We start from the raw sequence: 26,370 nt of genomic DNA on the forward strand, positions 1-26,370 counted from the left end.
GCTAATCAAAAGTCTGGACATGGGGAAACTAGGGGATATACAAGGGCAGAAATTTCAATATAGAGGATAGCAGACAGTAATTTAGCAGACAGTTTATTAAAATTTATACAAGTGTAAATAACTTTAAGTTAGAATAACTGTCAGTTTGTCATCTACCCTAGGGTAGAGATAAACCCCCTTATTTACTCTCATTAAGTTTGACTAAAGTCGGATCAATCCCACTGAGTATTGAATATAAGATTTTAAATAAAGTTAACAATCATTGCCTAGAGTATTATATGTAACCCACTAGTCCACTTTTAGTGGACTTTCGCTATCAGACGGGGAATAATGGCTGTTGATGCTCATACCTCTTCCCAGTCAACAGCGACTTATCCTGGAAGCGGGTAAACCAATAAACATACAAAATATTTCCTCGGAAAATGCCGAAGACAGGAAAATGCGCAAACGAGACAAAAAGGAATACCGCCCCTAAAAAAACCTCTTAATTACTTTGTTCTGGTATTACATATTCAATAGCCAAGTGTGTGGTAGTTTATTTCTGCACAAGCTCTTTAATTTCCCAATCCACGGCAGCTATGACACTTAATTTATACTTACTGCGACATGGAGAAACTACTTTTAGCCAAAGTGGTAATTTCTGTGGTCAAACTGATGCAGATTTGACTACAGCAGGAATGGAAATGGCGGAGAGTTTTGCTAATGTTTATCAAAAATTGGACTGGTCAGCGGTTTATGTTAGCCCCATGAAGCGCACAATAGCAACGGCCAAGCCGTTTTGTGATGCTGTGGGTGTCAATATGCAGTTGCGTGACGGATTGAGGGAAGGTAGTTATGGCGAATGGGAAACTAAGAGTAAATCCTTTGTGCAAGAGAATTACTCAGAAAACTATGTCAAATGGTTAACAGAACCGGCCTGGAATGCGCCCCTAGGTGGAGAAACGGCGGTAGAGATTGCTAACCGTTCTATGTCGGTAATTGCTGAAATTCAAGAAAAACATCCTCAAGGTAATGTTTTAGTAGTTTCCCATAAAGCTACAATTCGGATTATGCTTTGCAGTTTACTGGGAATTGATTTAGGACGCTATCGCTATCGGGTCAATATTTTAGTTGCATCGGTAAGTATGCTTAAATTTGATGTTAATGGTCCCTTGTTAGAAATATTAGGCGATCGCCATCACATACCCGATCATCTGCGCTCTCGTCCAGGAACTTAATCACAGGGTCTGGGTCTAAGTTGACCTTGAAATCATACTCACTTACAAAGTGCGATCGCCGATCCTGTAGGGTGCGTTAATGAAATGTAACGCGCCATTTTTTTATTGATGCAGCCAGCAGAGTTGGCGGTGATATGATAGATAGGTTAGGTTAAGGAAACAATAGCTTTTTGCTGCTCTACGTCAGGATAGAGTCAATTTAGGTAATAACGGAGGTAACAAAACCTTAATGGAAAGTCCTATCCATATCCATCCAGATATTTGTAATGGAAGACCCATTATAGCTGGAACCCGAATTTCTGTGCAAACAATTATGGAATTTTTGGGAGCAGGAGATTCTATTGAAGAAGTCCTTGAAGAATATCCTTCTCTGAATCGAGAAGATATTTATGCGTGTATCCAATTTGCAGCAAGATTGATGGCGAATCACTATGAAGTAAGAAAAATTGCATGAATGGTTTTTTCTTCGATGAAAATTTACCAGCTAAAATCCTGTTCACTCCATCTTTACCCATCGTTCATGTTTCGGTTTTAGGTACGAGTCCAAGTGATACGGAAATTTGGGAATATGCAAAGGAGAAAAAACTGGTTATTGTTACGAAAGATGCAGACTTTTCTGATCGACTGATGCTTGATTTTTCCCCACCTAAAGTAGTACATCTCCGTTTTGGCAATATGCGAAAACGCGAATTTCATCAGTTTTTAGTTCGTACTTGGCCACAAATTGAAGCTTTGGTAATTGACCATAAATTGGTTAATGTCTATTTAGATATAATTGAAGCATTTAGATAATTTTTGCGGTTCTTCAGTGCGATCGCCGATCATGCAATTTGTACTTATTCCTTTGTAAAAATAGAAATAAATCCTATAAGTCAGGTTTAATTGACAATAATATGTTATATTAAATAGCGTGATGACCGCTACATAAATATCAGTTGATATGATTGCTGAACATATCCTGGCTAAAGAATTCACAAGAGTCGTAACTCAATATTACCCAACACTTGGGGAATTACTAGACGGGTGTCATGTGAAAGTTATCACCTGTTTTTGGGGACGACCAGCTAAACGTTTGCAATATATAGGAATTTATTGCTGTGAAGAAATACTTCCTCATGTGCAAGCGCAAAAACATATACTCAGAGAACTAGCACATAATATGGGGCTAGTGGAAGTAGTCTGTATGAACGCGAAGCGACTGCTACGCGATCCCATGTCCAAGCTCAAGCAGACCAATCCCCGGTTGTGGTTGGAATTGCAATGGGTGACAACTAAATAGCGATCGCCAAAAATGAAAACCGGAATTTTTTGCAATTACGAAAACCATGATCAAAATACTAGTCACAGCATCTGGGAACAGGTAGCGCTAGTAAAAGAGGCGGAGAGTTTAGGTTTTGATTCAGCTTGGGTGAGTGAACATCATTTTAATGAGTTCAATCTCAGCTCATCTATGTTGGTGTTGATGGGACACCTTGCGGGACTAACTTCAACTATTCAATTAGGTACAGCAGCAGTATTATTACCATTTCATAACCCGATCCGAGTAGCGGAGGATATTGCTACTCTCGATAATTTGTGTAATGGTAGATTATTATTTGGGGTGGCTAAGGGTGGGCCATTTCCCCAACATAACAAGCATTTTGGTACACCCATGGGGGAATCTCGCGCCAAAATGTTAGAGGCGATCGCCCTCATTCAACAGCTGCTGTATGATGCTGATGTTTCATTTAACGGACAGTATTATCAATGCGATCGCTTGACAATTACCCCCAAACCCTTGCAGCATAGAATCCCAGTTTACATAGCCACTGGTGATGATCAAGGTATACAATTTGCGGCTGAAAATTCCTTTGGCTTAATGGGGGGGCCGCCATTCTCCTTAGAGAGATTAAAAAATACCGTCGCTAAATATCGAGCTGTGAATCCTAGTGGTGCTGAGAAACTAGTATTAGCACGGTTCTTTTATGTTGGTAAAACAAACGATGAAGCAATCAGCGCCGCATTACCATTCATCCGTAAATTCAGCCAAAAAATGCAAGCCAACACGGCGCAGATCATCCAGAAAGGCTCAAATCCTCACCAAAAACCATTTGACCGCACAAATATTTGTTTTGATGAAGACTACTTAATTGAGAACTCAATTATTGGTGATGTGAGGACTTGTCGCGACAAAATCACCAGATTTCAGGACGAGTTAAATCTCGACACATTAGCGCTCAAACCCTCCTCCTTTGTTTTGCAAAACAACTTAGAGAGTTTGCAGCGTTACAACCAAGAGGTTCGGAATTATGTCTAAACTACACCAGCTTCCTCCTGATGATTTACCTCCCACCGAGGTAACAAAACAAGATGGAATGCTGCATCTAGAGTTAGAGCGGTCTACTGGTATATGCTTTTTTCAGGCCTGCGATCGCATTACTCAAGTACTCTTATCTAAATGTCAATGGTATCTCACCAAGAATAGTACCACCCTGACACTAATCATTGACTGCCCTGATATAGTATCTTACTGGCATATAGTCAGTAATATTCCCCAGTTAGGAAACAGGCTAGAACGGTTTACCAGTGATGCCAAAATTCGCGTTTATCCTCCCTTTGGCAAAGGTACACCCTTTGAAATCAGGGTGAATGAGATTTCCGCTTATCGGGATTGGCTCTAATACCCAACCTGTCCCATCATATTCACCCTTCCCGTCCTGCGGGGAGGGAATTTAACTGAGTTCAACAGAAACTGGGAGAAAATCAGCAACAGTTGCTGATAACCACCCATACCAACCTTCTAAACCCATACCAGTAGTAGCAGAAACCTGGAAAACTTGAATTTTAGGGTTAACCTGTCGCGCATACTCAATACATTTTTCTACATCAAACTGTACATAAGGCAATAAATCAACCTTAGTGAGAATCATAATTTCACTAGCGCGGAACATATGGGGATATTTTATCGGCTTATCTTCTCCCTCAGTCACCGAGAGAATCACTACCTTAGCTTGTTCTCCCAAATCAAATAAAGCTGGACATACTAAATTTCCCACATTTTCAATCATCACCACAGAATTAAGAGGGGGGTTTAACTGCTGTAAACCCCTAGCAATCATAGCAGCTTCTAAATGACAACCAGTACCCGTGTTAATCTGCACAACCTTACAGCCTGTTTCCTGAATCTTTTGAGCATCATTAGCTGTTTCTTGGTCGCCTTCAATAACACTAATAGGTAACTGGTGTTTTAAATCTTGAATCGTCCGGGTGAGCAGAGTGGTTTTTCCAGCACCAGGAGAACTCATTAAATTTAAAGCTAAAATATTCCGTCCTTGAAACCATCCCCGATTCTGGGCTGCTAACAGATTATTTTTAGCTAAAATATCTTGTTCTAAAGATATAGTTGTGCCATGAATTTTAGCATGAATTTGAGACTCTTCACCCTGATGATCATGGGAATGGGTAATTACAGTACCATCAGGTAAACTGTGAGTATGAGTGTGGTGATGATTATGTTCCACCTCACCTGTGGCTAAATTAGTGATTGTAATGTGAGCATTATCAGAGCAACCGCAGGTTACACACATAATTCCTCTATTTCTATTTCTTTAATTTTCAGTTCTTCACCGGTTATTAAATCTAATTCCACGCTACCACAGCTACATATACCAAATGGTTTATTTAAAGTTATTTCCGCTTTGCAAGTACGACAGCGTGCTAAACCAGGGATTATGTTAATTTCTAATATGGCTCCTACTAATACTGTACCTTGAGTACAGATGTCAAAACAAAACTCTATAGCTTCCGGTAAAACCGCCGAAAGTGCGCCAATTTCTAAAACTACGCGGTTAACTTTTGCCCCTTGGGCCTGTTCGCTCACAATAGCGACAATATTTTGTGTAATTCCTAACTCATGCATATTTTGATCAGATTTGAAACCACAGATACACACAGATAAAAATTAACAAATTCTCGGTAATTGTTCCCCCACTAACATATCAACAATTCTTTGAGTCCCAAAAGTTGTTTGTAATAAGACAACTCCCGGAGGTGAAGCAATAACCTCACCAATTATACAAGCATCTTTACCGGCGGGGTGGGACTTCATCGCTGATAATACAGTTTCTGCGTGATTACCCCCTACCACCACAACTAATTTACCTTCATTGGCTAAATATAAGGGGTCTAAACCTAAGATTTCACAAACTCCTTGTACCTCTTCCCGTATAGGAATAGATGGTTCATGGACACGAATACCAACATCAGAACTGAGAGAAAATTCATTTAAAACCGTCGCTAAACCGCCCCGTGTAGCATCCCGCATGGCGTGAACTTCAGGACAAACATTCAGGATAGTTTTTACTAAACTGTGTAATGGTTGACAGTCACTTTCTATATGAGTTTCTAATGCTAATTCCCCACGAGCGATTAAAATCGCCGTACCATGATTTCCCAACTCACCATTAATAATTACTACATCTCCCACTTGGATATTATGGGCAGAAATGTTAATTCCTTCAGGAATTACCCCAATACCTGTAGTATTAATAAACAGTTTATCCGCCGCGCCACGATGCACAACCTTAGTATCACCTGTGACAATCTGCACGCCAGCTTTTTGGGCGGCTAATTTCATACTCCCAACCACCCGGCGCAAGGTTTCTACAGGTAGACCTTCTTCTAAAATTACGCTACAAGTGAGGTATAAAGGTGTAGCACCACTAACGGCTAAGTCGTTAATGGTACCATTAACGGCTAATTCCCCAATGTCACTACCGGGAAAAAATAAAGGGTCTACTACATAGGAATCTGTGGTAAATGCCAGTCTATCACCTTGTGCTGTGAGATGAGTTAACTTTAAACTGGCTTGGTCTTCTAGTTGTGCAAGAATTTGATTATCAAAACTGCTGACAAAAATATCTTGGATTAAATCCCGCATGGCTTTACCCCCGCTACCGTGGGCGAGGGTAATATGAGTATCTCTAAGTTTAGTTTTGGGGGGGTTTTGGGTTTTGTTGTTGGGGAAAATATTCATGTTTAAATATTGAGTCAGCAGCAGTATTGATGATTCTGCTATGGGGTTAAGGCAATTTTTGCGGCTTTTTTACTCATGGCAGCAAGTCTGCCATATTTGTAATAGGCTGCACAGGCTCCTTCGGAGGAAACCATACAGGTTCCTATAGGTGTTTCTGGTGTGCAAGCTGTACCAAATACTTTACATTGCCAAGGTTTTAAGGTTCCTTTCAGGATTTCTCCACATTCACAGGCTTTGTGGTCTCTGACTTTTAAGTTAGGAATAGTAAATTTTAGTTCTGCGTCAAATTGGGCATATTCAGGACGGATTTTTAAGCCTGATTTAGGTATGTCCCCTAAACCCCGCCAGTCAAAGTTTTCTCTAACTGCAAAAACTTGGTTGATGGCTTGCAATGCGACTAGGTTTCCAGCTGGTTCTACTAATCTGTTATATTGATTTTCAACTTCGCAACGATTTTCTACTAGTTGCTGTAGCAGCATCCAAATTGATTGGAGTATATCTAAGGGTTCAAAACCGGAAACTACTATAGGTTTATGATATTTTTGAGAAATAAATTCATAGGGTTCTGTCCCAATTACCATACTCACATGACCAGGGCCAATAAATCCATCTAGTTGTAAGTCGGGGTTATCTAGTAGGGCTTGGAGGGCGGGAATTACCAGGACATGATTAGAAAACATACTAAAATTAGTGATGTTCTCCGCTGCTGCTTGTAAGATGGTGAGGGCGGTACTGGGGGCGGTGGTTTCAAAGCCTAGGGCAAAAAAGACTATTTCTTTATCGGGGTTGTCTCTGGCGATTTGTAGACTATCTAATGGCGAGTATACCATGCGAATATCTGCGCCCCTAGCTTTGGCTTGCAAGAGGCTAGTATGGGAACCGGGAACCCGCATAGTGTCCCCAAATGTGGCGAGGATAACGTTATTATGTTGGGAGATGGCGATCGCATCATCTAATCTTCCCTTTGGCATCACACACACAGGACAACCGGGGCCATGTATCAGTTCTAGGTTATGGGGAAGGATATCTTCAATACCATATTTAAATATAGAATGGGTATGTCCCCCGCATACCTCCATGATTTTAATAGGTTTTTCTAGCTGCTGACCAAGTTTAGTGATTTGCTTGGTTAAAGCTGCGGCTTTTTCCGGTTCTCGAAATTCATCAACGTATTTCATAAAAGTATTTTTGCTGATAGCGTAGCGTGGCGTAACCCGTAGACCTTTAATTACTCACTGCTTGAGCTAGTTCTGCTAGTAGTTGTAATGTTTCCTTTGCTTCTTCCTCATTAATCCGATTCATAGCAAAACCAACATGAACTAGTACCCAATCACCAATACATTTTTCTGGGGGATGTTCTTCATTAACAATACAAGCAATATTGACTTGACGTTTAACTCCACCGATATTAACTATCGCTAATTTATGGTTAATATCGCTGATTTCGATAATTTGACCGGGAATTCCTAAACACATTGTTTTTTTCTGTAAGAATAACCATAGGGTAGCCGTACAACCTTACTTTAGGGGAAATTAACCTCAACAGCATTTTAAGGAAGATTCATTAATTGTGCTGCTGTAATCACCCCCTGTCCCAATGATATATTGCCATCATTGGCAGGAAATAAATTATGGGTCAGTACATGGATACCTAAGTTTTCTAAACCTGCCTTTACCTGTGCTAATAAGATACAGTTTTGAAATACACCCCCTGTTAAAGCCACCTGATTAATTACATTTTCGTGACACAGATGTTTAACTAAATTGACAATAGTTTGAGATAAACTTGTATGAAACTTTCTAGCTATATCTGATGGCTTAACTTGTTTTTGTAAGTCCCGAAGTAAGTCTGGCCACATTGGTTTGGAGTCTATATAGTAAATACTATCGGAAAAATTCACCTCAAAAGGATAAATTAGAGTTTCTTCATAATTATTTAAACTCAGAGGATTAACTAAAGCCTCCATGGCGATCGCAGCTTGTCCTTCATAGCTGCATTTTTCGGGATAAATACCCATAGCAGCTGCTACCCCATCGAATAACCTCCCAACGGAGGAAGCGAGGGGGGAATTAATTCCCTGTGCTAGAGCTTGATTAATCAGCTTTAAGGGCTTTTGCTGTAAAAATTTGATAATTTCCAAGTCAGAATATTCTTGTTGACAAGTCTCCCAAAGATCGGCGCTGAGTAAATGGGCGTAGGTGTTACGCCAAGGTTGATAAATAGCCTGTTCACCCCCAATCATAGCTACAGGCTTAAAAGTTGCTAATCGCTGAAATCGGCGATAGTCTGCTAACAGAAATTCACCCCCCCAAAATGTAGCATCTTCGCCATAACCTAAACCATCTAAAGCAATACCTAAAACTGGGGGTGCATTTAAAGGAATACCATTTTCTGCCATACAAGCAGCAATATGGGCGTGATGATGTTGGATGTGATGCAGTTTAACTTTATTCACAGGTGCGACTTCCTTACCCAGTTTTGTCGCCAGATATTCAGGATGTTTGTCAACAGCGATCGCCTGGGGTTGATGTTCAAATAAATTTAAATAGAGATTGAGGGTATCATGATAGCTATAAAAAGCCCCTGCATTTCCTAAATCCCCCAAATGCTGAGAAACAATCGCCTCATTTTCCCGCAACAGACAAAAAGTATTTTTTAACTGACTACCCATTGCTAAAATCGGCGGTACCTGCTCAAATCCTGGGGGTAACTTCATCGCTGCTGGTGCGTATCCCCTAGCTCTGCGAATGATTTTTACTCTATCATCAACCACCCGCACCACAGAATCATCAACTCGGTTGACAATTTCGCGATTGTGTAAGAGAAAATAATCAGCTATTTTACCTAACTTTTCCCTAGCTTCGCCATTATCAATACATTGTGGTTCATCAGCAATATTCCCACTAGTTAACACAATAGGGCGATTCATCCGCCGGAGAATTAAATGATGTAAAGGCGTATAAGGTAACATAAAACCCAGGGTATTTTGTCCTGGTGCAACTGCAGGCGCAATGGGAAACTGAGGAATTATCTGCCCATCTTCATTTTCCCATGGTTTTTGATGTAACAATACAATCGGCGCAGCGGGACTCTGTAGTAATTCCCTTTCCCTGGGGTTGACTATACAATATTGTTCAATAATAGAAATATCCCGCGCCATTAAAGCCAAAGGCTTATAATCACGGTGTTTACGTTGACGGAGTTTTTGCACAACCCCCTCTTGAGTTGCATCACAAGCTAGGTGAATACCACCCAACCCCTTAATAGCGACAATCTCCCCTTTTTGCAGCAAAGTACAAACAGCATCCACATCATCGAGCATAGAAAACATGGAAGCCGTCACAGGTTGACCATCGGCGCGTTCTAACCAAGCTGTGGGTCCGCAAGTATGACAAGCTACAGGTTGGGCATGAAAGCGGCGATTTTCCACATCATTATACTCCTGCTCACATTCCGCACACATAGGGAACGCAGACATACTGGTATTGCATCTATCGTAAGGAATCCCACGAATAATACTGAAGCGCGGACCGCAGTGAGTGCAATTAGTAAAAGGGTAACGAAAAAACCGACTAAAGGGGTCAAAAATTTCTTGTTGACATTGGGGACAAGTCGCCGCATCAGGAGCAATTTCAGTTTTAATAGAACTGCTGACACTGTGAGCAATCACAAAATCAGGAAAACTCCACTTACCCTGATAAGGTGTGCGAATCAACTCCTGAATTTTTGCCAAGGGGGGACATTCAATATATAGTCGTTCTACAAACTCAGCGATCGCCTCCTCACTTCCAGACACCCGAATCAAAACCCCCTCACCATCATTACAAACTTCACCACACAACCCCCCAGCTTTAGCTAGACGATAAACAGTAGGGCGAAATCCGACACCCTGAACAGTACCACGAACTCTAATTTCTTGGGTTACCACATCTTCCATGGTTCTTTTTTTGCGCCTGAGAATTTAAAAAACTGTTACTGTAACCGCCACAACAAAACCCGATTATTTCCAGAGTCAGCAATCACCGCAGTATTACCGCAAACCTTCACCCCATAACACCAATTTAAACTATCTCGCCTGGGTAACCCAAAATTACGATTTTCACCTTTACTCTGAAAATTTGCTTGTCCGGCGATCGCATCAGCCACCGCCCCCTGCAATAATAATAAAGATTCCCGTCCTTTCCATCCTAACAACCGGGAATTAGCAGTATCAGCAACCAGCAACCAATCATTACCAACACCTACACCATAAGGCATACTCATACTACCAGCACTAGGAAAATAAACACCTTGATTCATTTCCACAACATCAAAGCTTTGTTGTCCTAGAACCACCGCACAAGGCGCATTATTTTCTGTAGGTATTCCCTCCCAAATCATTACCCGATGATTCCCCGCATCAGCCACCACTAAATTATGATTCCAAATTGTCATATCATGACACCAGCGCATACTCGCAGCAGTAGGAGCACCCCCCCCATTTTCATGGCGCGATATCAGATTTGGTTGTCCCAAAACTAAATCAGCTGGTTGACCATTTTCTGTAGGTAATTCATGCCAAATTAATAACCGCCGATTTCCCGTATCAGCCACAAATAACTTACCTTGATGATAGAAAACACCATAGGGCCAGTGCATAGTATCAGCTGCTGCTAGAGTACCTCTATTGGGTTCACAATGGCTAAAATCAGCTTGACCTAACACTAAATCTGCTGGTACATGACTATCCTCCGGGACATTTTGCCAAATCAATACCCGATGATTCCAAGCATCAGCAACCGCTAACCCATGACCACAAGCACAAATTCCCGTAGGAACACTAAAAGTATTTCTTCCTGGTGAACCTTTAGCATTTTGTCCCTCATGCTGAAAATCCGGTTGTCCAATTACCCAGTCAGCTGGTTGACTATCTCTAGTGGGTAAATTTCGCCATCCCAATAAGCGGTGATGTCCTGTATCGGATACCCATAATGGACCGGTTGGAGATAATAAACAAGCACCACGGGGGCCAAACATAGATACCGCACTAGGTACTATAGGCACTGCTAATATTTCTGGTGTAATTATATCACCTAAAATCACCTCTGCACCATGAGGGGATAATAGTAATAACTGGGACGCAGGATTAATAATATTGATGGGTATATCCATTAACCACAGATCAAGATTGATAAATACAGGGTATTTTTTTTGAGGGAACAGGGAACAGGGAATAGGGAACAGGGAATTGGTGTGTACTTCATGAGAATGTAAAAACTGCTGATATTAAAGAGAATATTTAGGCAATTTTACAAACACTTTATCGGTTTTAATGTGTACTGGATAAGACTGTAATGGAATATCCGCAACAGTTAAACATTCACCAGTTTGTAAGTTATACTGAAATCCATGAGATGCACAAGTGAGAATGTGATTATCTAACTTACCTCTATCTAAAGGAGTTGCTAGGTGTGGGCAAGCATTCAGGTAACAGTTAACATTTTCACCATGACGATATAAAATCAGGGAATTCTTGCCTATTTTACCTGTCAATATTCCAGATGGGGGAATTTGATCCACTGTTGTCACTTTCACCCAAGTCGCTGTATCCTCCGGATAAAATGCACTATTGACAGCGGTAGCACTATGATTAACAGCAACAACTTTAGTAATTTCGGGACAATGATTTTTTATCGCCTGTTCCACACTTTGAGTTAAGGTTAAATTGGAAGTGGGACAGCTGCTACAAGTACCAATTAATTTAACTTCTACTGTATCAGGTGCTTTGAGTGCTGAAAATTCTACATCCCCGTTATGGCTTTTTAAGCCTGGTCGAACTTCTGCAAGAGCTGCTTGAATTCTGTCTATTAAAGGTGCTTGTGGCGGTTTAATTAGTTCGTGGTACAGCAGAACTGAATATACTATGTCATCATCTACTGCTCGCCGCAAGGCCGATATTGATTCTTTTTTGACGGTTTTAATTAAACTGGTCAGTGCTGCTTTATGTAAATCTTCAATCGCTCTTTTTAATCCTACAGCTACACACCTTTGGCTTTCATCCCATTGGGATATAATCGCTTCAAATCGGTTAATCTCTGTAACTAATTCTTCCAGCTTGGTCATGAGATATTGGTCGATAGTTGGTAGTATTTGGCTGACTTGGTGATAGAATTATTAGCCAAGTTATCAATTTTCTTATAGGCTCGGTATTTTCCCGCCCTCTCATTTAAATAAAATTTGCTGCAATTAACTACTAAGCGCAGGGTATACAGATGAATACATATAAATCCTGATTCATCTGTATTTGATTAATTGCAGATGGTAGATTTATTTCATTTTGAAATCTTTCAATAAATATGGCATCATGGCACCTGTAATTAAACTAGATACTGTCACTGCTAGGTAAAAAGGGAGTGCAGTTTGAGATAATATCAATATGAGAGAACTAATACCTGAAGCCATGAGAATTTTTTGGAAAAAATCCCATGGGTCACGCAGAAGTTTACCTTTGAAAAATAATTTGGCAGATAGCCATCCCAGTTCTAACATTATGCCTCCTAATAACTGCTGAATAGGTTGAGTAGAGCAAAACTTAATAATATGGCTGGAATCACACCAGCAGGGGCAAATAATGCCCCTAAAGTGGCTGAAAATTGATAGCCAATATCTTTTCCTGCTAATATCATGGCACTAATTGCACCACTAAACATTGATAATGCTGTAGCTATCAATATCCAGGTAATTTCTGTGGTTAGGTTTAAGTTACCATCTGCTAAGTTGGTGAGTATTTCTGTCATGGTGATTCGGTGATAGGTGTAAGTAAATTCCCAACTAATCCATAGTTACGCGCATTTGTACTTCTATATCTTGTATAGCTTGGGTAACAATTTCTGCTTGTTCTTGCTGTTCGTGTTTAGTGAAAATTGCCCAAGCTTCTTGATAGTAATTATATGCTTGGAGGAGGTTTTGAGGATTCCCCAATTCTGGCTTTTCTACATCGTCGGGTAAGTTGAATAAGGCGTTGGCTTTATTCGATATGGTGTTGGCGTATTCTAGGGGGGTGTCTCTGGGGTTACGGACTTTGAGGGCTTCGTCATAAGCTGCGATCGCCCGTAAGTTATTATCCAAAGGATGGGAACTGACTAAATATTGCAAAGCATTACCCAAATTGTTTTGCAACATGGCATATTCACGAGGATGGTCAATTAAGTTAATGTGCTTTAATGCTACTTCAAAGGATTGTACTGCTAACCCTTGGCGTAGGTATTCTTGTTGTGAAGCCATGGGCATAGACAAGTAGGCGATCGCAATATTATTGTATAAAATTGCGTATTCCTGTGGGTAATCCTCCCAAGTAAACACCTGTAAAGCCTGATGATAAGCTTGGATACTGTCGGTCATCCGTGCCAGATTGAATGGTACTAAGGACTGCAAAACCAGCCCCAGATTCATCTGTGCCTCTGCCACTTCTTCCGGTAATGCTAATTGCTGTAAAATTGGCAAAGCCTGCTGATAATTTGCTTTGGCTTCTAGCAGCAGTTGAGAACCGCCATCAGGTATACTTTGTAACGTCCCTGCCATCCCCACCAAAGCCCTGGCTTGCAATAGGGGGTATTCCTCACCACACATCTGATAGGCTCGGTAATATAGACCCATTGCATTGCGTAAATCTTGGGCGGTTTTGGGCTGCTTATGAAAGCCTTGAGCCATTTCAATCAGCATCTGGATTTTTTCTGCTACTGTGGCCGACTCCGAGCCAATAGCTGCGATCGCTGCTTTTACTGCTGAATCTGTAATAGTGGGGTTCATAACTGCCGTGATTTGGTCAAAGCCCATTAGTGGGTAAATTTATCAACTCGGCGGATGTACACAGGTTTAAAATCCCATAAATCAACACTTGGCAATTAAGCCCAAAATCAAATCCAAGTAGGTAAGAATGAAATCGGCGCTATAGCATTTCCCATGCTCGTGAGGTACAAAGTTTTTTAGTTTTAGGGAGCAGGTAACGAATTAGTGTGTACTTCATTAGACACATCAAAAAGCTATAGATTAGATTAATCTATCTGGAAAATTTAGAAAATCAATTCTTTTACCATAAGGCATCTGTTGAGCAAAATCAACCGGTAAATTGCCAATATTGATATCACCTTTAAACACCTGAAATATTTATAGAATTTCCCATGCTCGTGAGGTACAAAGTTTTTTAGTTTGAGGGAACACCGGAACAAGGAATAGAGAATAGGGAATTGGTGTGTACTTCATGAGCCTGAAAAAGGCTTTAATTTACAAACCCTTTGATCTGATTTAAGCAGAAAATGACGGGCACCGATGCCCAACCCACAAGATTTATGATATTTATTTACTTAAAAACTGCTGTAAAAGGTATTTGTACGTTGGTAACTTCAAGAGTATATTATCTTTTGATGAAGAAAAAATAATCAATTCAAAAATTAAATTATAATAATGAATATTGATTAACAGGTGATACTCTACAAGTCTCATCACCTCCATCAGTGCATAACCAACAATACAAAAATGTGTAGCTAATGACTAACGTACTATGGCTGCAAGGTGGTGCGTGCTCAGGTAACACCATGTCATTTCTCAACGCCGAAGAACCGACAGTGTGCGATTTAATTGCCGACTTTGGCATTAAGGTACTTTGGCATCCCTCCTTGGGACTGGAACTAGGTAACGACTTACAAACCCTCCTCTGGGACTGCTTCCTAGGCAAAATTCCCCTAGATATCCTAGTGTTTGAAGGCAGCGTTGTAAATGCTCCCAATGGTACAGGGGAATGGAACCGTTTCGCCGATCGCCCCATGAAAGACTGGTTAACCGACCTATCCCAAGCGGCTAAATACATTGTAGCAGTCGGAGACTGCGCCACATGGGGGGGAATCCCTGCCATGTCACCCAACCCCAGCGAATCAACAGGGTTGCAATATCTCAAGCGTCAACCAGGGGGCTTTTTAGGTCAGGATTTTGTTTCTAAAGCCGGACTACCCGTAATTAATATTCCCGGATGTCCCGCCCATCCCGATTGGATTACGCAGATATTAGTGGCGATCGCCACCGGACGCATAACCGACATCGCCCTAGATGAATTACATCGTCCCCAAACCTTCTTCAACACATACACCCAAACAGGCTGTACCCGTAACGTTCACTTTGCTTACAAAGCATCCACAGGGGAATTTGGTCAACGTAAAGGTTGCCTATTTTATGATTTAGGTTGTCGTGGTCCGATGACCCACTCATCCTGTAACCGCATTTTGTGGAACCGTGTTTCCTCCAAAACTCGCGCCGGTATGCCTTGTTTAGGTTGTACAGAACCAGAATTCCCCTTCTTTGACCTCCAACCAGGAACCGTATTTAAAACCCAAACAATCATGGGAGTACCTAAAGAACTACCCCCCGGAGTCAAACCCAAAGACTACGCCGTGTTGACCATGGCCGCTAAAGATGCAGCCCCAGCTTGGGCAGAAGAAGACTTTTTCACAGTTTAGGGAATGGAACTAGAGACCCCATTCCTTAATTAACTACAGGAGAGGAGAATGGCAATTAAAACATTAGATATTTCCCCCGTTGGTAGAGTTGAGGGGGATTTAGATGTGCGCGTTGATATTGAAAATGGGCGGGTAGTCAACGCCTGGACACACGCCGAACTGTTTCGCGGCTTTGAAATTATCTTACGCGGCAAAGACCCCCAAGCCGGATTAATTGTCACACCCCGGATCTGCGGTATCTGCGGTGGTTCCCATCTCACCAGTGCATCTTGGGCATTAGATACACTTTGGGGTACAGAAGTACCCCGCAATGCCATATTGGCCAGAAATTTGGGTCAAATTGTGGAAACAATGCAAAGTATACCTAGGTATTTTTATGGATTGTTTGCCATTGACCTCACCAATAAAAATTACCGTCGTAGTCGCTTTTATGAAGAAGCTTGTCGCCGCTTTGCAGCTTTCACTGGTAAATCTTACGAAATTGGTGTGACAATTTCCGGCAAACCTGTAGAAATCTATGCTTTATTCGGCGGTCAATGGCCGCATTCTAGTTACATGGTTCCTGGTGGTGTGATGTGCGCCCCCACCCTCACCGATATTACCCGCGCTTGGGCCATCCTGGAATACTTCCGCACCAATTGGTTAGAGCCTGTATGGTTGGGTTGTTCCCTAGAACGTTATGAACAAATCCGCACCTATGATGATTTTATGGCCTGGCTAGATGAAGACCTGAATCATCGTGAGTCTGACTTGGGTTTTTATTGGCGCATGGGTTTAGATATCGGTCTTGATAGATATGGCGCTGGTGTTGGTAAATATGTCACTTGGGGATATTTAGCCCATGAGGACAAATACCAAAAGCCCACCATTGCTGGGCGCAATGCTGCCATGATTATGAAAAGTGGTGTATATGACAGCTTCAGCGATACTCACACTTTAATGGAGCAGTCCCAAATCCGGGAAAATACCACTCATTCCTGGTATGATGAAGGTATCGCAGATATTCACCCAACCAACCGCACTACTAAACCCACTGTTAATAACAGTAAAGACTTTGACAATGCTTACTCTTGGTCTAGTGCTGTACGCCACCAAGATTTCGGACGCTTAGAAGCTGGACCACTAGCCCGGCAGTTAGTAGCTGGTGGTAATCACGGCGAATCCTGGCAACACCATGACGGATTTATCCTAGATGTATTTAAGCACATGGGTGGTGCTAGTGTTCACCTACGCCAGTTAGGACGATTGCACGAGATTGTCAAATTATATCGCCAAGCTGAACACTGCTTACGGGAGTTTAAATTAAATGACCCTTGGTATATTAAACCTACAGAAAAAGATGGCCAGGGTTGGGGCGCAACGGAAGCAGCGCGGGGAGCTTTGTCTCACTGGGTGGAGGTAGAAAAGGGTAAAATTAAAAATTACCAAGTAATTGCTCCTGGTACTTGGAATATTGGCCCCCGTGACGGTGAAGGTAAACGCGGTCCGATTGAAGAAGCTTTAATCGGGACACCCATAGAAGATTCTACCGACCCGGTGGAGGTTGGTCACGTGGCGCGATCGTTTGATTCCTGTTTAGTGTGTACTGTTCACGCTCACGATGCGAAAACTGGCGCAGAGTTGGCACGTTTTCGTACTGCTTAGGTGTAGTTTGATGTCTTGGTAGCAGCAAGTTGTTAATTGTTGCTATCAATGATTATTTGACCCACCCTACAAAATATCAGGATCAATTCCCCGGGATTGTAAATAGGCTCTGAGTTTTTCCTTTTCTTGGCGTTCTTGTTCTGCGCGTTGGCGTTCTTGTTCTGCGCGTTGGCGTTCTTGTTCTGCGCGTTGGCGTTCTTGTTCTGCGCGTTGGCGTTCTTGTTCTGCGCGTTGGCGTTCTTGTAAAATCTTCTCCACCGCCCAGGGTAACAAGTTACCTTGATTATCCCACCATCTCAACCAATAACCACTGCGCCCTTCCTTGTCTCCCCGCCATGTTCCCAAAAATAGCCCCATACTCTCTACCCAGTGGCGGCCATTTTCATCCGCTGACTTTAACTCATACCGCCCATTTTCTAACTGATAATATTCTAATAGTCCTCCCTCTGGCTCAAAAATTACATACACTGGTACTTGTAAAATTTGTTCATAAAAAAACCATTTACCGGGTGGGTATGTACGTTTGACTGAATATTCCCCCCCCTCTTTATCGGAAAGAAACTCCATGACTATGGCGGGAATATCTCCCTCTAAGTGGGGTGTATAGCTTTTCCTATCTGGTAATATTTCCTTAACTACCGGTACATATAACCAATCCGGGGCTTTAGCAATAAACTGGCCATCAAGGGTAGCACATAGCCCAAAGTTAGCGGCGATTAACATTTGTGGTTGGATAAAACCAGCAATTTCTAAACTTTCTCTTAATGCACCTGCTAATAGTGGTTGTCCTGTATTATCCACCGGTTCATCCTCTAGGTCTAAGTCCTGCGGTAATGGTTCCCAAGTGATGACTATCCCTGGGGGTGATGTGGTTTGACTAACTAGGGAGGATGTTACCATAAACACTACCTGTTATTTATGACGATTATAATCCAATTTTTCAACAATGCCTATTATAAAAATATCGTAGCTTAACATACTAAAAGTAATAGCGGTAATGGGTTAGGCTAGCTATGATGCACCTCACAAAAAAACAATTTACACGGTAAGCCTGTGTCTGATATACCGCTACATAGATATCTCCCTCGCCTCCCTGAAGCCGCACTACAAGAATTCATAGAATGGTGTGTTTTAGAGCAAGCAAAAGCCGCAGAATGTAATTTTACTCCAGACCAAAGTAAGTTGAATAACTTGCCACCCACAGAGTATATTACCCAACTCATTGACCAGTTTATGAAGGTGAAACCTGACCCAATTAAAGCTGGTTTAGTAGCTGCGATCGCTGGGAAAGAAGCTGACCAACATGGTTTATCTGGATTGGCAGTTATAGCCGATTTTATAGCACTTTATGTCAAGTATTTAATTCCTAAAGATGGCAATACTCCACAACAAGCAGAAATGATATTAACGGACGCATCAAAAAAGCAGTGTGAAAAATTTATGGAAATTGCCAAAAAATATGATGTAAAGTTGTAGTTTTAAAAGTTTTCTGCGAGTAGAATCCGCTACTACACAAACAAAGTTCTCCTGCGCGGACTAAGAGAAATTAAGAGTTTTAAACCCACGCAGGTCGATTTTGTCTGTGTAGCCGCGACTTCCAGTCGCCACGGATTTATTCAAAGGTTTTGTCTCTAACTACCTTTTATGTTGCCTTGAGCGAAGATAAACACGATCCTATTATCAAGGATTGGATCGCAACATAAAACTAAACTAATCTTAGAGTAATACCAGTAAAGTGCTGGAAAACAAATGTTAAACCCGTAATAAATATGCTAGTGAGAAACACAACCATTGCATTATCTATAGCTTGATCTATCCATTTAGGTGATTTTTCAGCCAGATATTCGCGTAAGAGAAACAGAATTGGAATAAGTGCAATACTCACCCAGGTAACCAAGCCACTAATCAAAACAGTAAGAAAACTTAGAAGACTTCCTGCCAACAAACATAACAACCAGTTCAACAATTGTAGAGTACCTATTATGCCTAAAATAATTAGAGCCAGAATGCAGCCTAGAATACTACTTAAACAAGTCACCAGTGCAATCACAAGTACGTTAATCACAAGTTCGTTAATTCGCTCTGTAGTTACCGAATTACCAAAGAATACAATGAAGATACCCAAAACCAATCCTACATACGCTCCCCAACGAAGTCCTTTTTTTAATGCATCCCCAAAACTCATGATTTTAGCCCTTAAAACCTTAAACATCTGTAATCTTAACTTATTCTTCCCAAATCAACCAGAAATTTAACAATAAGACCCCTGTTTGATTACTGAACAAGATTTCAGATGAAACCCTTATACAACGGGCTTTTCAGTCTCAGTATGTTTTCAAATGTCAAATAGGATTCCTAAAGTTGATTTAAGTAATTAAATCTCATCCTATGCTAACTATTATTGGTTGCGGTAACCTCAACCGCAGTGACGACGCTGTTGGGGTCATTATTGCTCAACGCCTACAACAATATCTAGCCCAAAATCCCCATCCCCATGTGCAAGTATATGACTGTGGAACCGCTGGGATGGAAGTAATGTTTCAAGCTAGAGGTAGTCAAGAATTAATAATTATTGATGCTAGTTCCACAGGTTCAGAACCAGGTGCTGTATTTCAAGTCCCCGGACAAGAACTAGAAGCATTACCAGAACCTAGTTATAACTTACATGATTTTCGCTGGGATCATGCTTTAGCAGCTGGGAGGAAAATCTTTAATCAAGACTTTCCCCAACAAGTAACAGTTTACCTGATTGAAGCTGCCAATCTTAATTTAGGACTAGAGCTAAGTCCGGTAGTGCAAAATTCTGCTGATTTAGTTTTTCAAGAATTAGTCAGTAAATTGAATCACTAATTACGCCCAATCACGATAAACTGAAAGTTCATCTACCCTCATTTCAAAAGGTACACCCTGACTATCGGGGGGACAAACCCGAATTTTAGCACTGCTGATAATAGAGTGAAGTAATGTTCCCATGGGGACAATTTTTTGTAAAACCCGCCAGTTAGTAACTTGATCCGGACATTCAATTACTAGTGTCATCGCATTAGCGCGGGTTGTCACATACCAGCGACAATTAGAGAGTAGATTTTGAATGGTGCGATCGCACCCGTGATAAAAATACCTACTAATAGAATACTCTAGTTGTTGCCGTAGTATAATATCTGCCGATGTCGGCTGCATAGGATGAGAATCATCACTATCAAAATAGAAATTATTCTTAGCCATCTCTCGTTATGATCCTAGTTATTTGCCAATAGCCATTCCATAGAGAACATCTTGAGTTTCCTCATCATAAAAAGCACCAATTACAGTACAATTAATTCCCAAATAGTTGCTAACTAAATAAATTTTGTTTCCCACAAAACCTGCTAATTGCATAGCTGTTTGATAATTTGTCTATTCAGATACCAAAAACCAAGTTACAGCGCCACCTCTGACAATGAATGGCCTGATTGACGCATTAGTAACCCGTCTGTTCTCTGAAATCACCCGCTTTGAGCAAATGTGTACCTTTATATAATCCAGGTAACATCCCCTCTACGCGATAACAGAGTAAATTTCGATTTTCTCAAAATCATCTGTTGGTATTGGTTGTGCGATTTGTCGCCAGAGATATAGATAATCTTCTTGAGAAATAAACTGTTTCCGGAAACGTCTCGCTCAACGTCTATTTCACACAATAGGATAAAACTTATCTCTGTCAAAGTTAAACTGTGGCTGTTGTAATGGCTGTACTGGACTCTGCTGCAAAGCGGTTGCTTGATACCTATATTGAATAAATTGATCAGCTTCAAAATAATGTGTACCCCAGACAAAAGAAACCCGCAGTCCCAAAGCTCTAATTGGCTTGTCTTGGATTTGGACTGAGATTACCCCAGCAGTGATAAGCTCTTTATTTTTCAAGCCTAACAACCTATTGACATCAAGTTTATCAAAGTCAAAAATAAGTTGTATATCTTGGTTATGGAGATCAGCTGATGTTGCAATCACCCCTAAATGATGACCGCTATCCAGAAAGCAATATCTTAGTCTCCTATCCTGATATTTCCAACTAGACCTATAATAAACACAACTAATTTAAAAAAAGCATCACTTGATACTTTTTGCTGGTATAATATGATTTTATACTCCATCATCAATTAATTCATAGGTGAGTGCGAGAGAATTATTGTCAACTTCCAAATGATAGATACCATCCACCATTCCCCACATCCCACGAAGTAGATAAACCTCCCTAGGATATAAAGCCCTTTCCTGGGTAACTGCACTAGTTAGCCAGATAAACGAATGCAGGGGATTATTGAGATTTAATTTCACCCCCCTAAAATTCGGCATAAACTTTAAATTAATGGGGATGAGTGTAAGGATCTACATAATTTGGACTCACCTGTACAGATAAGTAATAATGCTTACTAATATATCGGTCAAGCCTGTCTAAATTCTTACCTTTCGGCGTTTTGAAGTAACCTTAATATCTCCATATTGCTAGCTAAATCTATAGCCCTACAATCATCAAAATTCCTTAAATTTAAGTTAGGTTTGTGTTGTATAAGTAACTTAGCCACCCCCGTCTTCCCTGCTGATGCTGCATACATTAAAACAGTTGCACCGTTATCATTTTGGTTATTAATATCAATTTCTGTAGCTAGGAGTAAGCTAATTAGCTCATAATGATTACCACAACAAGCAAACCATAAAGCATTATTGCGATCATAATTTTTGGCATTAATATTCACGCCTAAGTCAATTAGCTCTTTGACTACTGCATATACTCCTTCTCTAGTAGCTTTTATCAAGGCTGTGTCGCCATTTTTACCTTGTCGATTTAAGTTATTGGGATTATAACCATTTGCTATCAGCCATTGCTGGGTAACTTCACTCAATTTTTGCTTTTTGATCTGATTCATAACTAATCCTTGATATCCCTAAACGGACTCATCAATTTGAATAGAGGTTTATAGCGAAGTAGAAAAAGTCCAGAATAAGATTTACGCAGATTATCATGATTTTTTTGTTGCATCTATCTCCGGTCATGCTGAAGTTTTAGCTGTACCCAAGTTCAGAGATAAATCTTGGCAGGGTTTTTTGAGATTTAAGTTCACTAGCAACAATTTAGCTTATTTATATATTATCACTCTGATAAGTTTGAATTATGAATGATTTATAAAGATCCCCATACATCTGTAGGATAATTGGCTGAAGAAAATCTAAAAATACAGCTAAATTACAAATCTAATAAACTAGATATTTTTTGGTATCGTTTGTATTTAGTCCATGTTGTAGCTTACTTACTGCTACTGATGCCGTAAATGCCTTACAGGATGTCTGAACTTTCTGATTTAATGTGTGATAAATTTGACGAAAATATGCTAAATTACTATATATTCGGTTCTAATATAAATTAACTATTAGAGGTAAGGGGGAAAGTTCGGTGTAAGTCCGGCGCTGTCCCGCAGCTGTAAACCGATTTTAGATTTTTAGTTTGAGATTTAAAACACCAAAAACACCAAATTTAAAATTTAAAATTGCCTAAGTCAGAATACCCGCCGATATAAAAGTAAATTAAGCTACAATCTACGAGGTATAGATGAGAGCAGAACATACAATATTTGTTTGTACAACCTGTGGGAGTAAGTGGGAAGGCGGTAAACGTGTAGGTGAAAGTGGCGGAGAAATACTTCTCAAGCACTTACAAGCACATTATCCCCATTGGGAATTGAACACAGAGTTTAGGATTCAACCGGTAGAATGTATGAGCGCATGCGATCGCTCTTGTGTTGTTTCCTTTGCTTCACATGATAAATATACTTATCTTTTCGGGGATCTGTCTCCTGAGCTATCGCCAGCAGAAGTAGAGGGTATATTCCAGTGTGCTGGTAAATATTATGCACACCCACAAGGTTTGTTACCCTGGGGTGAACGTCCAGAACCTCTCAAGAAAGGAATTTTAGCTCGTATTCCAGCAGTACCTACGCCTTTACAGATAAATTGTACTGAGGCAAAAATCTGTAATTAAAAAAAAAGATGAAGGATATACTTCATCCTTCATCTTGATTGCAGTTTAGCAGTGGGTGTAGTAGATGAAAAGATAATGAACCACAGATAAACACAGATGAATATCAATAAATCTTGAGTTTATCTCGGTCAAAACTGCTGTAAGCAAATATTGCTGATAGTAGCGGTTTAAGCAATATTCTATACAAGATATGCTTCTTGGTGGGTCTTAATTGTGCAATTAGAGCGAGGATAGGTAACGCAAAGTAAAGCGAATCCTTTAGATACTTGCTCGTCATCTAAGAAGTTTTGATCAGATTGATCAATTTCACCTTCTACAACTTTTCCTACACAACTCGAGCAAGAACCTGAGTGACAAGAGAAAGGTAATTCAATACCATTTTCTTCTGCTGCGTCCACAATGTTAGTATCTTCATCTACTTCAATTGTGGTGTCCAGTCCTTCTTTTTTGTTGATTAATCTCACTTGGTAGGTAGCCATTTTCCGATTCTCCTCAAAATTTAGACGCTCAGATGGATGTCTCGAAGTTTATCTAGTGAACTCTGCGAGTAGCAACGCGGAAGACAGCAGCACATTGATGGGGTTCAATTCCAAGTCCTATTTGCAAGGTATCCCCGTAGGTGTGCCATCATCTGTTTTGAAGGATTTTCCGCAACCGCAGGTATCACTTGCATGGGGGTTAGTGAACTTAAAGCCACTTTCCATTACCCCTTCTACAAAGTCGATGATTACCCCTTCTAATAACGGCGCACTTTTGGCATCAACATAAATCAGCACATTCCCCTGCTGAATTACCAAGTCATCTGGTTTTGGTTTACTGGTGATCTCAAGACCATATTCATAGCCACTGCAACCACCATTTTGCACAGATACACGGATACCTTTTTTAGTCTCGTTATTATCAGAGGCTGAACTTCGTAAAAATGCCCGCAGACGAAATTCTGCTTTTTCTGTTAAGCTAACAGCCATTACCTTTCCTGCCGATTTCTAGTGTGGGGATTTGTGTCAATTATGACTAAAGACTACGTTGTACAATTGCTGGTAGCTTCCATTGATGGGGAGTGACCATATCTCCAAGGCGCAGTGTTACCACATACGGGACAAGCGCGATCGCGCTGAGAACGGCGCTTGGCAAATTCCATGCGATTCAAGTCAATGGTCAGCAATTGCGATAACAGAGGTTGACTAAACCCAGTAATCAGCTTGATGGCTTCCAACGCTGTTAGACAAGCTAGTGTCCCAGAGACAGCGCCGAGAACTGAAAAAGCACGTCTGTCCCATTCCGGCTTTTCTGGAAACAAACAGGATAAACAAGGAGTTACACCTGGAATAATGGTAGTTAAGTAAGCCTCCATCCCGTCCATTGCTGCTTCCACCATCGGTTTACGCCAGCGTACACAAGCTTCATTGAGCAAATTGCGTTCTGTAAAATTGTGCGCGCAATCTAGCGCCATATCAGCCGATTGTACCAACGAGTCTACATTTTCTGGGGTGATGTAATCATGAACTACTTCCACCTGGACATCAGGATTAATTGCTTCCAGAGTTTCTTTAGCCTTGAATACCCTTGGCTTACCTACCCAATCATCAGTCATTAAAATCTGACGATTCATATCATCCAAGCGCAAGTCACCACCCCGGACTAGGATTAGCCGCCCAACGCCCGCTACTGCTAAGTAAAGCGCCGCCGTACCGCCTAATCCCCCCACACCCGTAACCAGAACTGTTGCAGACTTCAGGCGTTTTTGAGCTAGTTCGCCAAAATTTGGGAGCATCATTTGGCGACTATAGCGTTCCAACTCGGTAGGCGTTAGGTTGATCACTTTTTACCTCCTAATCAGAAGTGATTTCTGTCAGCGTAACTACATTCTTGGGCTTCTCATTAAACACCTTGAACAGCTTTTGTTCATGGGGGGTTGATTCCAGGAAAACATCATAAGCTTTTTGCAAAGCCAAAGAATATTGATCAAGTCTTTCTTCTGTACTCAAATCAGGAGCATGATCATCAACTTCCGCCATATATTGCGAAAATTTCTTCAAAATATGTAACCGATTTACATTGACAATTTCTTGGTCGTAGGGCAAATTAAAAAAATTAAAAAATTCCTCCGCATCTACCAGCTTTTTGAATTCATTCATAGTTCCACTCATTGAGAATTCTCCAGAATTTTGAGTTGTTGCTTAAGCTCATCTAGCTGTTGATAGATTTTATAAGTCGCAGCCGCCACATCCATAAGTGTTTTGTAATCTGTGGGCAAACCTTCAGCTAAATCATGCAGGTCCATCTTCATTTGACCAGCTTTACTATTCAGGCGCTTAATTTGGTTTTTCAGTTCTGTAATACTTGTTTCGCTCACTAGTACTCCTTATGATCAACACCGCAGAAAAATCCCCATAAACACCTTTGTATCTATTTAGCAGTTTCAGATCCCGGACTTCTTTCATAAACTCCAGACTCTTGAGCATCTACACCAGAAGTCCGGGATCTCCAAAGCTGTTTTAAAGGTTACCTACCTCGGCGAATCTTTTACCTAATTCAATACCTTTCTGCACATAGGCTTCTCCCTCCTGGGCTAATTTTTCTAGGGAGTCAAAACCAAATCTGTGCGCATCACGCAAGGTTTTTTTAGTTAGCAAAAGACGACCAGAAAAAACCAGCGCCCAGCCAAATCCTTCATGACTTAAGTCAAGCACTACCTGAGAAATTAAGCCTGTTTCCTGTTCTACACCAGCCGCTACAGCGCGGAAAAATGCCATAATCCGAGCTTGAGTAATCGGATCAACTTCACCCTCTAGGGAAATTTCCCGTTTCTTCTGTTTCGTAACTACAAAGGGTTTGAGTATTAATTCATCTGACCAGTTACGATAAACGCCATAAGTGTCTTGTCCACGGATTTGCTGGACTAATGTCTTGAGAAAAGGCGAGTTGAAGACTACTGTATCACTGCTTCCGTTCACACTATTATTTGTACTCATACCGTGGCTTAAACT

The 26,370-nt window shown here is 40.9% G+C and carries 36 protein-coding genes and 1 riboswitch; of the genes, 12 read left to right on the forward strand and 24 right to left on the reverse strand.

Features of this window, described 5'->3' with window-relative positions; all coding sequences use genetic code 11:
• Positions 1 to 340 precede the first annotated feature (340 nt).
• The 7 genes from PN457_RS05795 (at position 341) to PN457_RS05825 (ending at position 3,877) form a co-directional block, all read left to right on the forward strand.
• On the forward strand, positions 341 to 475 hold the full coding sequence (locus tag PN457_RS05795; protein ID WP_271731936.1) for a hypothetical protein: 135 nt from the start codon (positions 341 to 343) through the stop codon (positions 473 to 475).
• Between the two features lie 103 nt (positions 476 to 578).
• Complete coding sequence (locus PN457_RS05800) at positions 579 to 1,217, forward strand: histidine phosphatase family protein (RefSeq protein ID WP_200988015.1); 639 nt, start codon at positions 579 to 581, stop codon at positions 1,215 to 1,217.
• 229 nt (positions 1,218 to 1,446) lie between these two features.
• Positions 1,447 to 1,671 (forward strand): DUF433 domain-containing protein, encoded by a 225-nt coding sequence (locus tag PN457_RS05805; RefSeq protein ID WP_271731938.1) that lies wholly within the window; start codon positions 1,447 to 1,449, stop codon positions 1,669 to 1,671.
• Positions 1,668 to 2,009, forward strand: a complete 342-nt coding sequence (locus PN457_RS05810; protein ID WP_271731940.1) for a DUF5615 family PIN-like protein — start codon at positions 1,668 to 1,670, stop codon at positions 2,007 to 2,009. The genes PN457_RS05805 and PN457_RS05810 overlap by 4 nt, the downstream gene beginning before the upstream one ends.
• A 148-nt stretch (positions 2,010 to 2,157) precedes the next feature.
• A complete protein-coding gene (locus tag PN457_RS05815; RefSeq protein ID WP_271731942.1) occupies positions 2,158 to 2,496 on the forward strand; it encodes a hypothetical protein in 339 nt (112 codons plus the stop codon).
• Between the two features lie 12 nt (positions 2,497 to 2,508).
• Positions 2,509 to 3,513 carry an LLM class flavin-dependent oxidoreductase gene (locus tag PN457_RS05820; protein ID WP_271731944.1) on the forward strand — a complete coding sequence of 335 codons (1,005 nt, stop codon included), beginning with the start codon at positions 2,509 to 2,511 and terminating at the stop codon, positions 3,511 to 3,513.
• Positions 3,506 to 3,877: a hypothetical protein gene (locus PN457_RS05825; protein ID WP_200988012.1), complete on the forward strand. Its 372-nt coding sequence runs from the start codon at positions 3,506 to 3,508 to the stop codon at positions 3,875 to 3,877. The genes PN457_RS05820 and PN457_RS05825 overlap by 8 nt, the downstream gene beginning before the upstream one ends.
• Positions 3,878 to 3,928: 51 nt before the next feature.
• Here the strand turns inward: PN457_RS05825 and hypB are convergent, their stop codons facing one another.
• The 11 genes from hypB to PN457_RS05880 form a co-directional block, all read right to left on the reverse strand.
• A complete protein-coding gene (hypB, locus tag PN457_RS05830) occupies positions 3,929 to 4,783 on the reverse strand; it encodes a hydrogenase nickel incorporation protein HypB (RefSeq protein WP_271731946.1) in 855 nt (284 codons plus the stop codon).
• Positions 4,774 to 5,115, reverse strand: coding sequence for a hydrogenase maturation nickel metallochaperone HypA (hypA, locus tag PN457_RS05835; protein ID WP_271731948.1), 342 nt, complete (start codon positions 5,113 to 5,115; stop codon positions 4,774 to 4,776). Before hypA ends, hypB begins: the two co-directional genes overlap by 10 nt.
• 42 nt (positions 5,116 to 5,157) lie before the next feature.
• Positions 5,158 to 6,231 carry a hydrogenase expression/formation protein HypE gene (gene hypE, locus PN457_RS05840; RefSeq protein WP_271731950.1) on the reverse strand — a complete coding sequence of 358 codons (1,074 nt, stop codon included), beginning with the start codon at positions 6,229 to 6,231 and terminating at the stop codon, positions 5,158 to 5,160.
• Positions 6,232 to 6,269: 38 nt separating this feature from the next.
• Positions 6,270 to 7,409, reverse strand: a complete 1,140-nt coding sequence (gene hypD / locus PN457_RS05845) for a hydrogenase formation protein HypD (protein ID WP_271731952.1) — start codon at positions 7,407 to 7,409, stop codon at positions 6,270 to 6,272.
• Positions 7,410 to 7,455: 46 nt separating this feature from the next.
• Positions 7,456 to 7,707 (reverse strand): HypC/HybG/HupF family hydrogenase formation chaperone, encoded by a 252-nt coding sequence (locus tag PN457_RS05850; protein WP_271731954.1) that lies wholly within the window; start codon positions 7,705 to 7,707, stop codon positions 7,456 to 7,458.
• A gap of 74 nt (positions 7,708 to 7,781) precedes the next feature.
• Positions 7,782 to 10,160, reverse strand: coding sequence for a carbamoyltransferase HypF (hypF, locus tag PN457_RS05855; RefSeq protein ID WP_271732009.1), 2,379 nt, complete (start codon positions 10,158 to 10,160; stop codon positions 7,782 to 7,784).
• 44 nt (positions 10,161 to 10,204) lie between these two features.
• Positions 10,205 to 11,383 carry an NHL repeat-containing protein gene (locus PN457_RS05860; RefSeq protein ID WP_271731956.1) on the reverse strand — a complete coding sequence of 393 codons (1,179 nt, stop codon included), beginning with the start codon at positions 11,381 to 11,383 and terminating at the stop codon, positions 10,205 to 10,207.
• Positions 11,384 to 11,497: 114 nt separating this feature from the next.
• On the reverse strand, positions 11,498 to 12,334 hold the full coding sequence (locus PN457_RS05865) for a NifU family protein (RefSeq protein WP_271731958.1): 837 nt from the start codon (positions 12,332 to 12,334) through the stop codon (positions 11,498 to 11,500).
• A gap of 204 nt (positions 12,335 to 12,538) precedes the next feature.
• Positions 12,539 to 12,760: a hypothetical protein gene (locus PN457_RS05870; RefSeq protein ID WP_271731960.1), complete on the reverse strand. Its 222-nt coding sequence runs from the start codon at positions 12,758 to 12,760 to the stop codon at positions 12,539 to 12,541.
• Between the two features lie 8 nt (positions 12,761 to 12,768).
• Entirely contained in the window at positions 12,769 to 13,008 is a 240-nt protein-coding gene (locus PN457_RS05875) for an asr0689 family protein (RefSeq protein ID WP_271731962.1), read from the reverse strand.
• A gap of 34 nt (positions 13,009 to 13,042) precedes the next feature.
• Positions 13,043 to 14,020, reverse strand: coding sequence for a tetratricopeptide repeat protein (locus PN457_RS05880; RefSeq protein WP_271731964.1), 978 nt, complete (start codon positions 14,018 to 14,020; stop codon positions 13,043 to 13,045).
• A gap of 737 nt (positions 14,021 to 14,757) precedes the next feature.
• Between PN457_RS05880 and PN457_RS05885 the strand changes: the two genes are divergently transcribed.
• Both PN457_RS05885 and PN457_RS05890 read left to right on the forward strand, forming a co-directional pair.
• Positions 14,758 to 15,720: a hydrogenase small subunit gene (locus PN457_RS05885; RefSeq protein ID WP_271731966.1), complete on the forward strand. Its 963-nt coding sequence runs from the start codon at positions 14,758 to 14,760 to the stop codon at positions 15,718 to 15,720.
• 48 nt (positions 15,721 to 15,768) lie between these two features.
• Positions 15,769 to 17,364 (forward strand): nickel-dependent hydrogenase large subunit, encoded by a 1,596-nt coding sequence (locus PN457_RS05890; protein WP_271731968.1) that lies wholly within the window; start codon positions 15,769 to 15,771, stop codon positions 17,362 to 17,364.
• A gap of 66 nt (positions 17,365 to 17,430) precedes the next feature.
• Here PN457_RS05890 and PN457_RS05895 read toward each other — a convergent pair whose 3' ends face one another.
• Positions 17,431 to 18,264, reverse strand: a complete 834-nt coding sequence (locus PN457_RS05895) for a Uma2 family endonuclease (protein ID WP_271731970.1) — start codon at positions 18,262 to 18,264, stop codon at positions 17,431 to 17,433.
• A gap of 153 nt (positions 18,265 to 18,417) precedes the next feature.
• On the opposite strand from PN457_RS05895, the gene PN457_RS05900 reads away from it, so the two are divergent.
• Entirely contained in the window at positions 18,418 to 18,840 is a 423-nt protein-coding gene (locus PN457_RS05900; protein WP_271731972.1) for a hypothetical protein, read from the forward strand.
• A gap of 229 nt (positions 18,841 to 19,069) precedes the next feature.
• On the opposite strand, the gene PN457_RS05905 is transcribed toward PN457_RS05900, so the two are convergent.
• Complete coding sequence (locus PN457_RS05905; protein ID WP_271731974.1) at positions 19,070 to 19,576, reverse strand: hypothetical protein; 507 nt, start codon at positions 19,574 to 19,576, stop codon at positions 19,070 to 19,072.
• A gap of 176 nt (positions 19,577 to 19,752) precedes the next feature.
• Here PN457_RS05905 and PN457_RS05910 point away from each other — a divergent pair, with 176 nt between their 5' ends.
• Positions 19,753 to 20,214: a hydrogenase maturation protease gene (locus tag PN457_RS05910; RefSeq protein ID WP_271731976.1), complete on the forward strand. Its 462-nt coding sequence runs from the start codon at positions 19,753 to 19,755 to the stop codon at positions 20,212 to 20,214.
• Here PN457_RS05910 and PN457_RS05915 read toward each other — a convergent pair whose 3' ends face one another.
• The 5 genes from PN457_RS05915 to PN457_RS05925 form a co-directional block, all read right to left on the reverse strand.
• The gene (locus PN457_RS05915) at positions 20,215 to 20,589 is read right to left on the reverse strand and encodes a hypothetical protein (RefSeq protein WP_271731978.1); all 375 of its coding nucleotides are present in this window, start codon (positions 20,587 to 20,589) and stop codon (positions 20,215 to 20,217) included.
• 18 nt (positions 20,590 to 20,607) lie between these two features.
• Positions 20,608 to 20,742: a nitroreductase family protein gene (locus tag PN457_RS18305; RefSeq protein WP_280793087.1), complete on the reverse strand. Its 135-nt coding sequence runs from the start codon at positions 20,740 to 20,742 to the stop codon at positions 20,608 to 20,610.
• Positions 20,743 to 21,036: 294 nt separating this feature from the next.
• Positions 21,037 to 21,267, reverse strand: coding sequence for a hypothetical protein (locus tag PN457_RS18310; protein ID WP_334310748.1), 231 nt, complete (start codon positions 21,265 to 21,267; stop codon positions 21,037 to 21,039).
• A gap of 219 nt (positions 21,268 to 21,486) precedes the next feature.
• Positions 21,487 to 21,699: a hypothetical protein gene (locus PN457_RS18315; protein WP_280793085.1), complete on the reverse strand. Its 213-nt coding sequence runs from the start codon at positions 21,697 to 21,699 to the stop codon at positions 21,487 to 21,489.
• 107 nt (positions 21,700 to 21,806) lie between these two features.
• A complete protein-coding gene (locus PN457_RS05925; protein ID WP_271731980.1) occupies positions 21,807 to 22,271 on the reverse strand; it encodes an ankyrin repeat domain-containing protein in 465 nt (154 codons plus the stop codon).
• Positions 22,272 to 22,733: 462 nt separating this feature from the next.
• Positions 22,734 to 22,929, forward strand: a riboswitch (cobalamin riboswitch).
• A gap of 22 nt (positions 22,930 to 22,951) precedes the next feature.
• Here PN457_RS05925 and PN457_RS05930 point away from each other — a divergent pair.
• Positions 22,952 to 23,380: a DUF1636 domain-containing protein gene (locus PN457_RS05930; protein ID WP_271731982.1), complete on the forward strand. Its 429-nt coding sequence runs from the start codon at positions 22,952 to 22,954 to the stop codon at positions 23,378 to 23,380.
• A 179-nt stretch (positions 23,381 to 23,559) separates the two neighbouring features.
• Here the strand turns inward: PN457_RS05930 and PN457_RS05935 are convergent, their stop codons facing one another.
• From PN457_RS05935 to PN457_RS05960, 6 genes are all read right to left on the reverse strand, one after another.
• Positions 23,560 to 23,859 (reverse strand): 2Fe-2S iron-sulfur cluster-binding protein, encoded by a 300-nt coding sequence (locus tag PN457_RS05935; RefSeq protein WP_200987994.1) that lies wholly within the window; start codon positions 23,857 to 23,859, stop codon positions 23,560 to 23,562.
• Between the two features lie 117 nt (positions 23,860 to 23,976).
• Positions 23,977 to 24,348: a HesB/IscA family protein gene (locus PN457_RS05940; protein WP_271731985.1), complete on the reverse strand. Its 372-nt coding sequence runs from the start codon at positions 24,346 to 24,348 to the stop codon at positions 23,977 to 23,979.
• Positions 24,349 to 24,401: 53 nt separating this feature from the next.
• Complete coding sequence (locus PN457_RS05945) at positions 24,402 to 25,202, reverse strand: HesA/MoeB/ThiF family protein (protein WP_271731986.1); 801 nt, start codon at positions 25,200 to 25,202, stop codon at positions 24,402 to 24,404.
• 10 nt (positions 25,203 to 25,212) lie between these two features.
• Positions 25,213 to 25,530, reverse strand: coding sequence for a nitrogenase-stabilizing/protective protein NifW (gene nifW / locus PN457_RS05950; RefSeq protein ID WP_271731987.1), 318 nt, complete (start codon positions 25,528 to 25,530; stop codon positions 25,213 to 25,215).
• A complete protein-coding gene (locus PN457_RS05955) occupies positions 25,527 to 25,736 on the reverse strand; it encodes a CCE_0567 family metalloprotein (RefSeq protein ID WP_271731988.1) in 210 nt (69 codons plus the stop codon). Before PN457_RS05955 ends, nifW begins: the two co-directional genes overlap by 4 nt.
• 142 nt (positions 25,737 to 25,878) lie before the next feature.
• Positions 25,879 to 26,355: a NifX-associated nitrogen fixation protein gene (locus PN457_RS05960; RefSeq protein ID WP_271731989.1), complete on the reverse strand. Its 477-nt coding sequence runs from the start codon at positions 26,353 to 26,355 to the stop codon at positions 25,879 to 25,881.
• Between the last annotated feature and the right edge of the window lie 15 nt (positions 26,356 to 26,370).

Origin of the sequence: Anabaenopsis arnoldii, assembly GCF_028331025.1 — a bacterium.
Taxonomy (GTDB): domain Bacteria; phylum Cyanobacteriota; class Cyanobacteriia; order Cyanobacteriales; family Nostocaceae; genus Anabaenopsis; species Anabaenopsis arnoldii.

Excerpts from the sequence above, each read along its gene's own strand:
- PN457_RS05885 (WP_271731966.1), top strand. The coding sequence starts at position 14,758 with ATGACTAACGTACTATGGCTGCAAGGTGGTGCGTGCTCAGGTAACACC.
- PN457_RS05800 (WP_200988015.1), top strand. The coding sequence starts at position 579 with ATGACACTTAATTTATACTTACTGCGACATGGAGAAACTACTTTTAGC.
- PN457_RS05930 (WP_271731982.1), top strand. The coding sequence starts at position 22,952 with ATGAGAGCAGAACATACAATATTTGTTTGTACAACCTGTGGGAGTAAG.
- PN457_RS05860 (WP_271731956.1), bottom strand. The coding sequence starts at position 11,383 with ATGGATATACCCATCAATATTATTAATCCTGCGTCCCAGTTATTACTA.
- PN457_RS05825 (WP_200988012.1), top strand. The coding sequence starts at position 3,506 with ATGTCTAAACTACACCAGCTTCCTCCTGATGATTTACCTCCCACCGAG.
- PN457_RS05795 (WP_271731936.1), top strand. The coding sequence starts at position 341 with ATGCTCATACCTCTTCCCAGTCAACAGCGACTTATCCTGGAAGCGGGT.
- PN457_RS05890 (WP_271731968.1), top strand. The coding sequence starts at position 15,769 with ATGGCAATTAAAACATTAGATATTTCCCCCGTTGGTAGAGTTGAGGGG.
- PN457_RS05905 (WP_271731974.1), bottom strand. The coding sequence starts at position 19,576 with ATGTTTAAGGTTTTAAGGGCTAAAATCATGAGTTTTGGGGATGCATTA.
- hypB (WP_271731946.1), bottom strand. The coding sequence starts at position 4,783 with ATGTGTGTAACCTGCGGTTGCTCTGATAATGCTCACATTACAATCACT.
- PN457_RS05910 (WP_271731976.1), top strand. The coding sequence starts at position 19,753 with ATGCTAACTATTATTGGTTGCGGTAACCTCAACCGCAGTGACGACGCT.
- PN457_RS05880 (WP_271731964.1), bottom strand. The coding sequence starts at position 14,020 with ATGAACCCCACTATTACAGATTCAGCAGTAAAAGCAGCGATCGCAGCT.
- hypA (WP_271731948.1), bottom strand. The coding sequence starts at position 5,115 with ATGCATGAGTTAGGAATTACACAAAATATTGTCGCTATTGTGAGCGAA.
- PN457_RS05925 (WP_271731980.1), bottom strand. The coding sequence starts at position 22,271 with ATGAATCAGATCAAAAAGCAAAAATTGAGTGAAGTTACCCAGCAATGG.
- PN457_RS05915 (WP_271731978.1), bottom strand. The coding sequence starts at position 20,589 with ATGGCTAAGAATAATTTCTATTTTGATAGTGATGATTCTCATCCTATG.
- PN457_RS05815 (WP_271731942.1), top strand. The coding sequence starts at position 2,158 with ATGATTGCTGAACATATCCTGGCTAAAGAATTCACAAGAGTCGTAACT.
- nifW (WP_271731987.1), bottom strand. The coding sequence starts at position 25,530 with ATGAGTGGAACTATGAATGAATTCAAAAAGCTGGTAGATGCGGAGGAA.
- hypD (WP_271731952.1), bottom strand. The coding sequence starts at position 7,409 with ATGAAATACGTTGATGAATTTCGAGAACCGGAAAAAGCCGCAGCTTTA.
- PN457_RS18315 (WP_280793085.1), bottom strand. The coding sequence starts at position 21,699 with ATGCCGAATTTTAGGGGGGTGAAATTAAATCTCAATAATCCCCTGCAT.
- PN457_RS18305 (WP_280793087.1), bottom strand. The coding sequence starts at position 20,742 with ATGCAATTAGCAGGTTTTGTGGGAAACAAAATTTATTTAGTTAGCAAC.
- PN457_RS05850 (WP_271731954.1), bottom strand. The coding sequence starts at position 7,707 with ATGTGTTTAGGAATTCCCGGTCAAATTATCGAAATCAGCGATATTAAC.
- PN457_RS05935 (WP_200987994.1), bottom strand. The coding sequence starts at position 23,859 with ATGGCTACCTACCAAGTGAGATTAATCAACAAAAAAGAAGGACTGGAC.
- PN457_RS05960 (WP_271731989.1), bottom strand. The coding sequence starts at position 26,355 with ATGAGTACAAATAATAGTGTGAACGGAAGCAGTGATACAGTAGTCTTC.
- PN457_RS05805 (WP_271731938.1), top strand. The coding sequence starts at position 1,447 with ATGGAAAGTCCTATCCATATCCATCCAGATATTTGTAATGGAAGACCC.
- PN457_RS05875 (WP_271731962.1), bottom strand. The coding sequence starts at position 13,008 with ATGACAGAAATACTCACCAACTTAGCAGATGGTAACTTAAACCTAACC.
- PN457_RS05810 (WP_271731940.1), top strand. The coding sequence starts at position 1,668 with ATGAATGGTTTTTTCTTCGATGAAAATTTACCAGCTAAAATCCTGTTC.
- PN457_RS05870 (WP_271731960.1), bottom strand. The coding sequence starts at position 12,760 with ATGTTAGAACTGGGATGGCTATCTGCCAAATTATTTTTCAAAGGTAAA.
- PN457_RS05895 (WP_271731970.1), bottom strand. The coding sequence starts at position 18,264 with ATGGTAACATCCTCCCTAGTTAGTCAAACCACATCACCCCCAGGGATA.
- PN457_RS05820 (WP_271731944.1), top strand. The coding sequence starts at position 2,509 with ATGAAAACCGGAATTTTTTGCAATTACGAAAACCATGATCAAAATACT.
- hypE (WP_271731950.1), bottom strand. The coding sequence starts at position 6,231 with ATGAATATTTTCCCCAACAACAAAACCCAAAACCCCCCCAAAACTAAA.
- PN457_RS05865 (WP_271731958.1), bottom strand. The coding sequence starts at position 12,334 with ATGACCAAGCTGGAAGAATTAGTTACAGAGATTAACCGATTTGAAGCG.
- PN457_RS05940 (WP_271731985.1), bottom strand. The coding sequence starts at position 24,348 with ATGGCTGTTAGCTTAACAGAAAAAGCAGAATTTCGTCTGCGGGCATTT.